The following is a 12,341-nucleotide window of genomic DNA, read 5'->3' as shown; positions in this document are numbered from 1 at the left end:
CTATCATTCCGACAAACTGATCACCATTTGAACTACTTGATCATGTACTTCTATTGGCAAATCATCAACGAGCTGAGTAGTCAACGCTAAGCTTACGGTTTTTCCTGAGTACTGCTGCAAAAATTTGTCATAATAGCCTGCTCCAAATCCTAGTCGTTGCCCCTTTTTTGTAAAAGCTAATCCAGGAACGATAACTAAGTCGATATCTTGAATGGGATGAGAACTATTATTTATTGGTTCTTTGATATTTAACTTTCCAACTTGATAACGTGTTTTCGAATCAATTTCCACAAATATCATTTGATGATTAATAATTTTTGGTACTACAACTCGTTTCTTTTCCTCCCAAGCCTCAGCAATAATAGGCATCGTATTTAACTCAAAATCTGTACTCAGTGTAGTTGCTATTGTTTGAGCTGTCTGCCACTCTGTTTTTTTAAAAAGTAATTCATAGAGCTTTTTCTCTTCAAATTCACGTTTTGAAGCAGGTTCAGTCATTAATGCCACTTTTTGTTGCTGTCTTAGTTCTTTTTTTGTATACATTTTTTTACCAAAAAAGCCGGCATAGCCAGCTTTTAAATCAATCAAACAAATGAATCATCGCTAATGCTTCAGCATCGCGTTTCACTTGCTTAAGTACTTTTTCGTCATCATAGTTGTGAATTGCTGTGACAATTAATTCAGCCACTCGACTTGCATCAACTTCATCAAAACCACGAGTTGTTATGGCTGCAGTTCCAATACGAATGCCTGAAGTTACAAATGGACTCAATTGTTCATTAGGTAAAGCTTCTTTGTTTGTGGTAATCGAAACTGTATCCAGTAATTCTTGTGTTTGTTTACCATTTAAGGCAGTTTTAGTTAAATCCAAATTAAACAGATGATTATCTGTTCCACCAGCTACAACACGAATGTCATCAGTATTGTTGAAAACTTTTGCCATTGCTTGTGCATTTTTAATAACTTGTTTTGCGTAATCCTTGAATTCCGGTTGCAAGGCCTCACCAAAAGCAATTGCTTTACCTGCGATAACGTGTTCTAATGGACCACCCTGCGAACCTGGGAAAATGGCTGAATTAAGTTGTTTAGCGTATTTTTCTTGTGACAAAATAACCCCACCACGTGGTCCACGCAACGTTTTATGAGTTGTTGATGTCACAACATCTGCAATTCCTACTGGATTAGGATGTAATCCAGCAGCCACCAGGCCAGCAATGTGTGCCATATCAACCATTAAGTAGGCACCCACTTCGTCAGCAATCTCACGGAACTTATCAAAATCAATAATTCGTGAATATGCAGAGGCACCGGCCACAATCATTTGTGGCTTTACTTCACGAGCTTGTTCGGCAATTGCTTCATAATCTAATGTTTCTGTTTCAGAATCTAATCCATAAGTATGTGATTCATAAACCTTACCAGAAAAACTCACTTTAGCTCCATGTGTCAAATGTCCACCGGCGTCAAGGCTCATACCTAATATTTTATCACCTGGCTTCAAAAAGGCCATATAGGCAGCAGCATTTGCTTGAGATCCAGAATGTGGTTGAACGTTAGCATATTCTGCACCAAAAAGTGCCTTCAAACGATCGATTGCTACTTGTTCAATAACATCAACATATTCAGTTCCACCATAATAACGTTTATATGGATAGCCTTCTGCATATTTATTGGTTAAAACCGAACCTTGTGCAGCGCGTACAGCTCTTGATGTAAAGTTTTCAGAGGCAATCAGCTCGATTGTGCGGTTTTGGCGTGCACCTTCCTGTTGAATAGCACTCCAGACAATAGGATCTAATTCTTTATATGACATTTGATTCTCCTTGGTTGATATAGCCTAATTATACATTAAAAAAGGCACTATTTGAATCAAAAAAAACATAATGTGCTAAACAATAACCACAAACTCACAATGAAAGTTCGTCTTTAAGAGACTGCAGAATTGTTGTAGGATCAATAATTTTAGTATGCAAAATATCTTTATCAAATAATGTTGCAACTTGTTTTGGAACACTTGTATTTGTTTGCTCAGCCAATTTTTCTAAGTCTTTTGCACCGCCAACTGTTATTTCATTCAAGGCTGACAAAACAGTTTGAGGGAACTTGTATGGACTAGCAGTAGCTGCAAGTAACGTTTGCAAATTATCAGACTCGTAAACAAACCTAGCAACTGCAGTATGTGGATCGATTAAATAACCTGTTTCCTGATATACATTCTTTATTGTTTCTACAACTTGAGTTTGTGTTGCAAATTTAGCTGTGAATTTCTGGAGATTTTTCCGCGTTGATTCTGTTAATGTATACTTGCCATTTTTAGATAACGAAGTCATATATTGACTGACCTCTTCTGAATTACGATCACTAGCAAAATATAACAAACGTTCCAAGTTGCTAGATACCAAAATATCCATAGCTGGTGAATTAGTTACTTTAAAGTCGCGGTGACGATTATATTCACCAGTATTAAAGAAATCTGTTAACACATTGTTTTCATCTGATGCAACGACAAATTGATGCACTGGCAAACCAAGTTGGCTAGCATAATAAGAAGCCAATACATTCCCAAAATTACCAGTTGGAACAACAATATCAATTTCTTCACCTGATTTTACTTGACCATTCTTCACCAACTGGGCGTAGGAATAGATGTAATAGACAATTTGCGGTACCAAGCGACCAATATTAATTGAATTAGCCGATGAAAAGCGCATGCCTTTTTCTGCGAGCTCTTTAATTAAAGATTCGTCACTCAGAATAGACTTTACAGCTTTTTGCGCATCATCAAAATTACCAGTAATTGATGTAACATGCGCATTACGTCCTTCTTCCGTTTGCATTTGTTGACGCTGAATATCGCTGACTCCTACTTCTGGATAGAAGACAACAATTTCAGTGTTTTCGACATTTGCAAACCCACTCATTGCTGCAGTTCCCGTATCGCCTGATGTTGCTGTTAAAATAACAATTTTATCTTGTAAAGATTGTTTTTTAGCAGCTGTTGTGAGTAAATGTGGTAAGGCTTGCAAAGCGACATCTTTAAATGCCAGTGTTGGTCCGTGAAAGAGCTCAATATAATGAAGACTGCCTTCATCGTGTAGCATTACAATATTTTTGGAATCCCATTGATTACCATATGACTTTGAAATGACATAGTCAATTTCCTCCACAGTAAAATCATCAAAAAAAGCGTCAAAGACTTGTGTGGCGATTTCTTGATAACTTTGTTGGCTTAGATTTTTCCAATCTAATTTTAATTTAGGCCACGTTTCTGGAACATAGAGCCCACCATCTGGTGCAATGCCGTTTATAATTGCTTGACTGGAAGTAACCGCAGGTGCTTGTCCACGTGTTGATACATAATTCATGATGAATATATTCCTTTTTTTATAATTTATCCAATTATAACAAATTTGTTTATTTTTAGATATTATAATGATAAAATCATAAGAAGAAGATATATAAAATACTCAAAATAAAAGGGAATATCACATGGAAATAGGCATCGGACTTTTTGGTCTCGGCACAGTTGGTAGTGGTGTCGTAAAAATATTACAACAAAACGCTAATCAAATTACCCAACGCACGGGATCTCATTTGGTCGTACGTCATGCTGTCGTACATAATCTTAATAAACCGCGCACAGGCTTCACACAAGATTTTCCAATTACTGATAATCCTGAGGATATTTTAAGTAACGATGACATACAAATTGTAGTAGAAGTCATGGGTGGAGTTGATTATGCATACGATATTATCAAACGCGCACTTATGGCAAAAAAACATGTTGTCACGGCAAACAAAGATTTAATCGCAAGTCGTGGACAAGAGCTAGCTGAATTAGCCAACCAGAATGGTGTTGATTTATATTATGAAGCTGCCGTTGCCGGTGGAGTGCCTATTTTGCGCACGCTTTCAAGCAGTTTTACAGCAGATGAGATTTCACGTGTCGCCGGCATCATTAACGGCACAAGTAATTTTATTCTAACGCAAATGGCTGCCAATGGTTTAACCTACGCAGAAGCACTTAAATTAGCTCAAGACAAAGGTTTTGCTGAATCCGACCCCACAAATGACGTGGAAGGTTTCGACGCAGCATATAAGTTAATTATTTTATCTAACTTTTCATTTGGTGTGCAACCTGTTATGGATGACGTAACTGTTACTGGCATTGCCAACCTAACAGATTCGGATATCAATGATGCACATGGTTTTGGCTACGCAATCAAATTGCTTGGTGTTGCCCAAAGAGTTGGCGATGCACTCAGTATTGAAGTTGCCCCTCACCTTGTTTCATTCAATCATCCCTTAGCGACCGTTAACAATGAAAACAATGCCGTTTTAGTTAATGGTGAGTCTGTTGGTGAAGTGATGTTATATGGTCCGGGCGCTGGTGAAATGCCTACTGCTAATTCGGTATTAAGTGATTTAACAAATGTCGCTACCAATTTAGCGCTGAATACTCCAGGAAGACCATTTAATACTTTTAATCAAGACCTAGATTTAGCTAAACCTTCACAGCGCGTGGCAAGACGTTTTATTGTTGTAGAAGTAGCTGACACGCCAGGAGCAATGTATTCCGTAACCGGTATGTTTGCTTCCGCAAAAATAAGTTTTACTGATTTAAAGCAAACCCCCGCAAAAAATGGATTTGCTCGATTAGTTGCTCTAACACACGCTGCTTCTGATGCGCAGCTCAATGTTATTCGTACAACAATCCGAAATGCTGATGGCATTAATTTAGCAGCGGAGTATAAAATTTTCTCATGATTAAAATAACTGTTCCAGCTACTAGCGCCAATATTGGACCTGGCTTTGATTCTCTTGGCGTGGCCTTAAAACTATATTTAACCTTAGAAGTGTATGAAGAAACATCCGAATGGCAAGTGATTCATGATTACGGTGCAAATATGCCCAGCGATGTTAACAACTTCATCGTCAAAACAGCACTGTTATTAGACCCAAACTTGACCCCTCATCGTATCGTTGTGAAATCTGATATCCCACTTGCACGCGGACTGGGTTCATCATCGTCTGCGCTGTTGGCTGGTCTAGCAATGGCCAACGTTCTGGCCGATCTGCGATTGAGTAATGACGCTTTATTGAAGCAAGCAACGGCTTTAGAAGGTCATCCAGATAATGTTGCTCCTGCGTTACTTGGAGGTAGTGTAGCAGCCTTTTACGATGGCAATCAAGTCTATCATGCACCGTTGAGTTTACCAAAAGACATTAATTTCATAACCTTCATTCCGAATTATGAACTGCTCACAACTGAAGCACGTAATGCATTGCCTGCTAAGATGACATTTAAAGATAGTGTTGCTGCCAGTGCAATCAGTAATACCTTAACCGCAGCATTGAACGCTGGTGATTTCAATACAGCTCGTGTCTTAATTGAAAAGGACCAGTTTCATGAACAGGCTCGTGCTCATTTAGCACCACACCTAAAAATTATTCGTGATACAGCCCATCAACTAGAAATCGTCGGCACCTATCTTTCTGGTGCGGGTCCGACTGTTATCACCCTCGTATCAAAAGATAATGCAACTAAGTTATTAAAAGCATTGACAAACATGGCTTTACCAGGGAAACTATTATTACTAGAACCAGATTATACTGGTTTACAAATTACAAAAAACAATTAGGAGAATATGTGCTTCCTAGCACTTACATATTATGAAAGTTACAAAATTTGGTGGTTCTTCACTAGCTAACGGTCAACAATTGCAACGCGTCTACGATATCATTCGTGCTGATGATGATCGAAAAGTTGTTGTTGTTTCAGCACCCGGTAAACGATTCAAAGATGATCGGAAAGTGACCGATTTATTGTTATCATACGCGCAAGCTACGCTTGCAGACGAAGATACCACTGAAATTATTGAAACGATTAAACATCGCTATCACTCTATTGGTGAATTCTTTGAGTTACCAGATTATGAACTAGCTGACCTAGACGAACAAATTGAACATCTAGCAAGAAAACATTATCGATCATTTGATTATTTATATGCAGCATTCGCTGCTCACGGCGAATATTTAAATGCGCAATTGATCGCTAAAATCTTTAACCACTTAGGTATGCCAGCTCGTTTTGTGGATCCTAAAGAAATTGGTTTGCTCGTAAATGATAATGCGCGATCAGCAACATTTGATACCGCTTCTTATACCACAATCGGCGAGTTAGATCTGTCAACTTCTGAACGACTCATTGTCCCTGGCTTCTTTGGCTATACCAGAAGTGGCGATATGGCTACATTTTCACGTGGTGGTTCAGACATAACTGGTGCCATTATGGCGCGCGGACTACGAGCTGATTTATATGAAAACTTTACCGATGTCAGCGCCATCTACGCTGTTAATCCTTCGATTGTCGAACATCCAGCAGCGATCCAACAAATGACATATGATGAAATGCGCGAGTTGTCTTATGCTGGTTTTGCTGTATTCCATGATGAAGCCATTATTCCAGCCATTCAAGGTGGTATTCGAATAAACATCAAAAATACCAACGATCCCGATGCCCCTGGAACATTTATTGTTCCACCTACGGAAGTTCAGCAAACACGTCCTGTAACTGGTATTGCTAACTCCAACCGTTTTGCTGCCTTATACTTACATCGGTACTTATTGAATAAGCAAGTTGGTTTTACTCTTCGTATTCTTGAAATTTTGAAGCGTCACAATATTTCTTACGAACATATGCCTTCTGGTATTGATGATTTGACAATTATTTTTGATAAAACAATGTTAACGCAAGAGCAAGTTGATAACATGTTAAGCGATATTGCTGCTGAAATTAAACCTGATACATTAAAGTGGATTCCAAGCTACGGTATTATTATGGTTGTTGGTGAAGGAATGCGTAATCGTGTCGGCGCCTTGACAGAGATTGTTGCGCCCCTTAAGGAGCGTAATATCAGTTTACAAATGGTTAACCAAGGAGCCAGCGAAATTTCGATTATGTTAGGAATTCAGCCTGACTTATCTGATAGTGCTGTAGAAGCAATCTATACAAATATTTTTAAATGACATTAAAAAGAAGCGTATTAACTATTAAGTTAATACGCTTCTTTTGTTAAACTGATGCATTGATTATTTTGATCAAATAAGCCAATATATACATCCGGCATTTTCATTTTTTGCCAGTCCATAAAATTGAAATGACCATTTGTTAAGTAGTGGAACAATAAACTTAATGCCGTCCCGTGACTTGTAATAATTATTTCACCAGAAGATTCATCAATAATATGATAAAAAGCTGTTTTCATTCTTTGTTGCACAGTTGATAAAGATTCTTCTCCATCTGTTTTAAAATCAAAATTTTGCCACAGCTTTTCTAAATGATTTTGCCAATCTATTTGGTCATTAGTTTGCCGTTCGCGCAATGCGGCATTCAAATTAATTTCTATACCCAGTGTGTTTGCTGTTGGTTCAATAGTCTGCAACGCACGCTGATAAGGTGATGAATAGATAGCCTTAATATTTTTGTCTACAAAATAACCCACCAAATCATCGGCCAATTGCTTCCCTTCTGCCGTTAATGGTGCCGAATAATCATCTTTAATTTTAGCATCACGGATGCTATGACGCACGAAATAGATTTTTTTCATAGTGTGTTAAATACCATGTAAATACGTTTCCAGATGTTCTTTACTTAAATTGTTTGATAGTCCGATTAACAGCTTTAATCGCGCTTTAGGTCCATTAATACTGGACGCAAATATTGCGCCAGATTTCTCTAATTGAACGCCACCACCTAAATAATCGTATACTGGTGCGGCAACACCATTGAAGCTTCTTGAAACAATGACCACTGGCGTATTTTTTGCTAATAAATATTCTACTCCGCGAGCTGCTTCACGAGATAAATTACCAGCGCCAAGTGCTTCAATAATGATGCCGTCAATATTAGCATCAGCCAAAAGTTTCAATAATTGGCCATCCATGCCAGCATACGCCTTTAAAACAGGGATATTTTTGTTAATATCCACATCTGATAATACTTCTCGTTGTGGCAGATCATAAAAATAAATAATTTGTCGTTTCGTTAGTAGCCCCATCGTGCCACTAAGTGGTGACGCAAACGTTGCCACATTAGTAGTGTGTGTTTTAGTTACAAATCGAGCGGCATGTATTTCATCATTCATCACAACTATCACACCACGGTTTTTGGATGTATCATCTGCCGCAACACGTAGCGCGGATTGATAATTGTACAAACCATCTGAACCAAGTTCATTGGATGAACGCATTGCTCCCGTTATAACAATAGGAAACGAAACTTTTAATGTGCTGTCCAGAAAGAATGCTGTTTCTTCCAAGGTATCAGTACCATGAGTAATGACAACACCATCAAAATCATTTTTGGCTTCAGAGATACGTTTTTGTAACTGTAGCATGTGAGACGGACCAATATGCTCGCTTGGTAAATTAAAAATGTTTTCAACTTCTAGTTCGATATTTGGAAAGGTAACCTTCGCTTGAACTAAAGGATTTTCAGCTCCTGTTTCTACATCGCCATCAGCATCTTCATGCATAGAAATTGTACCACCGGTATGCAAAACTAAAATTTTTTTCATGATTACTTATTCCTTCTAAAATTAACTAACGTATTTTGCCACGAATGCATTTGCTCAATAAATGATTTTGCACGTGGCTTCAAACCAACTTGTTTTTCATAAATATAATCAATTACACGTTGCAAACCACGTTTGGTAATTGCTGACATTTTGATGTCATGTACTTGGCGCATATCAATGACGCTAAATTGACGTAAATAAAACACAGTTTTTTGATCAAGCATTAATCGCTGATCATCCAGATTAAAATGCTGTTCTGAAATAATGCCATTATACTTTTCAGAATAATCAAATTTTCCATCTACTTGACCTGTAATCGGATCAGCTCTTAAGTTTGGAGCTACCCCTAGAGGAACAAGTAATTGAATTTCAAAAATATTAGCAATAATTTGAGGATCAAGTCCCTCATCTAGTTTCTGTAACGCAACATACAGTTGATTATACCAACGTGTTATCTTTTCTCCTTCTTCAAAGGAGGCATCGATTAAACTAGCAATCAGCGCAGCATAGGCATTTACTTCGATATCTTCGATAAGCCGTGAATATGCTTTTATATCTTGAACTTCATTCATGTAACCTAGTCCGGTTTCTCGTTTCGGTAGAGCGCCATCAAAAGTTATAATTGTGTAAGGTTGTGTACCAGCTGAGAGTTTAGAAGTAGCTTTCTTTGCACCTCGCGCCAAAAAAGTTCGCATGCCGTACGTTTCCGTTAGTATGCGAACTAATAAATCATTATCTTTATATTGTCGTGTATATAATACAATGCCACGAATAATTGCCATAATGACTCCACTAAATCAATCGCCAAAAGTTTTTTTATGACAACACAGCATCATTTTAGTAATCTTCTTGACGGTATCCTAATGTTTGCAAAGCTTGTGGTCGGTCACGCCAGCGAGGCTCAACCTTAACCCAAGTTTCAAGGAAAACTTTGTCACCGAGTAGACGTTCAATGTCCTTACGCGCCCTCGTACCAATATCTTTGATCATCGCACCTTGTTTACCAATGATGATATTCTTCTGTGTTGGTCGTTCAACAATAATCGATGCCTGAATATGAATTTTTTCTTCATTTTCACGAGCAATTTTGTCGATAACGACAGCAACTGAATGTGGTACCTCTTGACGTGTTAACTGCAATACCTTTTCGCGAATTAATTCTCCAATAACAAAACGTTCAGGGTGATCCGTTAATTGGTCTGCGTCGAAATATTGAGGCCCTTCATCCAGGTGAGACACAATATTGTCCAACAACTCTGGAACATTATCACCTTCTGTGGCAGAAATGGGAAATACTTCAGCCCACTCAGGTGCATCATTCTGATAGCTAGCAATAACATCAAGCAAATCATTTGGCGCTAATAAATCAACTTTGTTAATTAGTAAATAAATTGGCGTATTTTTAACTTCTTGTAACCGATCAATAATGAAATCGTCACCACGACCACGTGCCATTGAAGCATCTACCACAAACCAGATTGCATCTGCCTCATGAAGCGCAGAAAATGCAGACTTCACCATAAAATCACCGAGGGAATTTTGTGGCTTATGTACACCAGGGGTATCAATGAACACAACCTGTGCATCATCCGTTGTATAAATGCCTTGTATTTTATTACGGGTAGTTTGCGCTTTATCTGACATAATGGCAATTTTTTCGCCAACAATGCGGTTCAAAAGCGTTGATTTACCAACATTTGGACGACCAATAATCGCCACAAATCCTGATTTAAAAGTAGATTCTGTCATAATATATATACGGCCTTTGACCGCATTCTCCTGTATATGTTTTATTTACTAAAGTCATGAATAAATTGTGAAAAATTAGTAACAATACCAAAATGCCGCCAAACATAAGGTTGAAATACAATCAATAAAATAATAATTTCAAAACCCACGGCAACTAAAACGCCTCCAGCAGCGACATCTTTTGCCAATCCGGCAAGCGGATGGTATCTTTTTTCAACAACCAAATCGACCACGGCTTCAATAATCGTGTTCAAAAACTCACTCGATATTACTGTAAATACTGCGACTGCAACCCACAACCAATCTGCACGGTTTAAGCCAAGATGTAAGCCCACAAGCAATATGAGAAATCCTAGCAAGATATGTATTCGCATATTGCGTTCTCTGACTAGTATCAGCCAAATACCGTGCAAAGAGTTTCTCATGGCTCGAAAAAATGTACTGTTTCGTTGTACTTTTTTGTTGTAGTCTTTAGGCGCACCCTCTAGCTTTTTATCTTTTGAGGCCATAATTATCTAAAATCTCTCGTTGTAAATCAAACATTTCTTTTTCTTCTGCGTCGCCCAACATATGATCATATCCATTCAAATGTAAGAAACCGTGCACCACTAAGAAACCTAACTCACGTTCATAGCTATGTCCCAAGTACTCTGCTTGAGAATTAATAATATCCACAGAAACCAAGATATCACCAATATTTTTAGCTAACTCAGCATCCATCAATTCGTCTGGTAAAACTGGAAAATCATCACCGTCTTCTTCAATTGCAAAACTAATCACGTCAGTAGGTTTGTCTATACCACGATATTTTTTATTATATTGATGAATTTCTTCATTGTTCATAAATGTCACAGACATTTCTGTATTATCGGGTAATTTCAAATATTTACCAGCATAGTCTAGTACACAGCGAACCAGATCCTGATGATATTGATTAACACCAGCTTTTGTTTGGTCAATAATAGCCAAATCCATTAGTTAATTTGCTCCTTTTTTAATTCGGCTAATTTTTTTTCAGCTGCTTCATAGGCACCCACTATTAGACCGACAACTGGATGACGAACAACATCGGCACTACCGAAATGAATAAATGACACATGATTTACGTCTTTCAAAATACGTTGGACTGAAATAAGCCCGGATTTTGCACCGTATGGTAAATCGATTTGGGAGATATCCCCATTAATAATCATTTTTGAGCCAAATCCAAAACGTGTTAGGAACATTTTCATTTGCTGATTCGTTGTATTTTGCGCTTCATCTAAAATGATAAATGCCTCGTCCAATGTTCGACCACGCATATAGGCTAGCGGTGCAATTTCAATCACACCACGCTCCATTAATCGCTGGGTCTGTTCCGCGCCAATTAGTGCATTCATAGCATCGTAAATGGGACGCATATATGGATCTACTTTTTCCTTCAAATCACCTGGGAGAAATCCTAGTGACTCACCTGCTTCAACAGCAGGACGTGTGATAATAATCCTTTCAACGTCACCGCGCTTCAAAGCTGCTATTGCCATAACGACTGCTAAAAAGGTTTTCCCTGTTCCAGCTGGCCCAATGCCAAACGTGACATCATTTTTACGGATTGATTGCACGTACTGACGTTGGCCAAAATTTTTAACGTGAACGGAACGCCCTTTATTGTCACGAATTAGTACTTCAGAATATAAGTCACCAAAATATTCCAATGTCCCACGCTGTGCCATTGTTATTGCACTCACAACGTCAGTATCAGATATATTAATTTGATGCTTAATTAATGTAGTTAACTCGCGTAGTACAGCTTTAGCTAATGGCACTTTATCCTCATCACCTGAGATGGTCATCTGGTCACCACGAGCATGAAGTTGTACAGTTAATCCTTCTTCAATTAACTGTAAAAAATTATCATTAACGCCAAGCAACTTAGTCTGTTGCTCCACATTTTCAAATGTAAAAATTTGCTGAATTTGTGCTGTCAAAAAGCAAATCCCCTTTATATGTTTCCTTTATTCTACCATATTGCCG

At 38.1% G+C, this 12,341-nt stretch carries 13 protein-coding genes; 3 read left to right on the top strand and 10 right to left on the bottom strand.

From position 1 onward, the window contains the following. Window positions 1–3: 3 nt before the first annotated feature. From A6B45_RS03880 to thrC, 3 genes are all read right to left on the bottom strand, one after another. A complete protein-coding gene (locus A6B45_RS03880; protein WP_072614473.1) occupies window positions 4–543 on the bottom strand; it encodes a 5-formyltetrahydrofolate cyclo-ligase in 540 nt (179 codons plus the stop codon). A gap of 37 nt (window positions 544–580) precedes the next feature. Beyond that, window positions 581–1,813 (bottom strand): serine hydroxymethyltransferase, encoded by a 1,233-nt coding sequence (glyA, locus tag A6B45_RS03875; protein WP_072613428.1) that lies wholly within the window; start codon window positions 1,811–1,813, stop codon window positions 581–583. A gap of 94 nt (window positions 1,814–1,907) precedes the next feature. Next, window positions 1,908–3,365: a threonine synthase gene (gene thrC, locus A6B45_RS03870; protein ID WP_072613427.1), complete on the bottom strand. Its 1,458-nt coding sequence runs from the start codon at window positions 3,363–3,365 to the stop codon at window positions 1,908–1,910. Window positions 3,366–3,489: 124 nt separating this feature from the next. Here thrC and A6B45_RS03865 point away from each other — a divergent pair, with 124 nt between their 5' ends. From A6B45_RS03865 to A6B45_RS03855, 3 genes are read left to right on the top strand one after another with little or no spacing between them, the layout of a single operon-like run. Next, window positions 3,490–4,767: a homoserine dehydrogenase gene (locus tag A6B45_RS03865; protein ID WP_072613426.1), complete on the top strand. Its 1,278-nt coding sequence runs from the start codon at window positions 3,490–3,492 to the stop codon at window positions 4,765–4,767. Next, window positions 4,764–5,642, top strand: coding sequence for a homoserine kinase (thrB, locus tag A6B45_RS03860; RefSeq protein WP_072613425.1), 879 nt, complete (start codon window positions 4,764–4,766; stop codon window positions 5,640–5,642). The genes A6B45_RS03865 and thrB overlap by 4 nt, the downstream gene beginning before the upstream one ends. A gap of 31 nt (window positions 5,643–5,673) precedes the next feature. Beyond that, a complete protein-coding gene (locus tag A6B45_RS03855) occupies window positions 5,674–7,029 on the top strand; it encodes an aspartate kinase (protein ID WP_072613424.1) in 1,356 nt (451 codons plus the stop codon). A 29-nt stretch (window positions 7,030–7,058) separates the two neighbouring features. On the opposite strand, the gene A6B45_RS03850 is transcribed toward A6B45_RS03855, so the two are convergent. The 7 genes from A6B45_RS03850 to A6B45_RS03820 are packed head-to-tail and all read right to left on the bottom strand — an operon-like array spanning window position 7,059 to window position 12,295. Further along, window positions 7,059–7,610, bottom strand: a complete 552-nt coding sequence (locus A6B45_RS03850; RefSeq protein ID WP_227005785.1) for a histidine phosphatase family protein — start codon at window positions 7,608–7,610, stop codon at window positions 7,059–7,061. A 6-nt stretch (window positions 7,611–7,616) separates the two neighbouring features. After that, on the bottom strand, window positions 7,617–8,579 hold the full coding sequence (locus A6B45_RS03845) for an asparaginase (protein ID WP_072613423.1): 963 nt from the start codon (window positions 8,577–8,579) through the stop codon (window positions 7,617–7,619). A 2-nt stretch (window positions 8,580–8,581) separates the two neighbouring features. Beyond that, on the bottom strand, window positions 8,582–9,361 hold the full coding sequence (recO, locus tag A6B45_RS03840; RefSeq protein ID WP_072613422.1) for a DNA repair protein RecO: 780 nt from the start codon (window positions 9,359–9,361) through the stop codon (window positions 8,582–8,584). A 55-nt stretch (window positions 9,362–9,416) separates the two neighbouring features. Continuing rightward, complete coding sequence (era, locus tag A6B45_RS03835) at window positions 9,417–10,328, bottom strand: GTPase Era (RefSeq protein WP_011679560.1); 912 nt, start codon at window positions 10,326–10,328, stop codon at window positions 9,417–9,419. Window positions 10,329–10,369: 41 nt separating this feature from the next. Further along, on the bottom strand, window positions 10,370–10,837 hold the full coding sequence (locus A6B45_RS03830) for a diacylglycerol kinase family protein (RefSeq protein WP_010284749.1): 468 nt from the start codon (window positions 10,835–10,837) through the stop codon (window positions 10,370–10,372). Further along, on the bottom strand, window positions 10,821–11,303 hold the full coding sequence (gene ybeY, locus A6B45_RS03825; protein ID WP_072613421.1) for an rRNA maturation RNase YbeY: 483 nt from the start codon (window positions 11,301–11,303) through the stop codon (window positions 10,821–10,823). The genes A6B45_RS03830 and ybeY overlap by 17 nt, the downstream gene beginning before the upstream one ends. Beyond that, a complete protein-coding gene (locus tag A6B45_RS03820; RefSeq protein ID WP_072613420.1) occupies window positions 11,303–12,295 on the bottom strand; it encodes a PhoH family protein in 993 nt (330 codons plus the stop codon). Before A6B45_RS03820 ends, ybeY begins: the two co-directional genes overlap by 1 nt. Window positions 12,296–12,341 lie beyond the last annotated feature (46 nt).

Source organism: Leuconostoc suionicum (assembly GCF_001891125.1).
Classification (GTDB): domain Bacteria; phylum Bacillota; class Bacilli; order Lactobacillales; family Lactobacillaceae; genus Leuconostoc; species Leuconostoc suionicum.
Note: the sequence above shows the minus strand (reverse complement) of the source record. Positions and strands in the feature narration are given on the sequence as shown.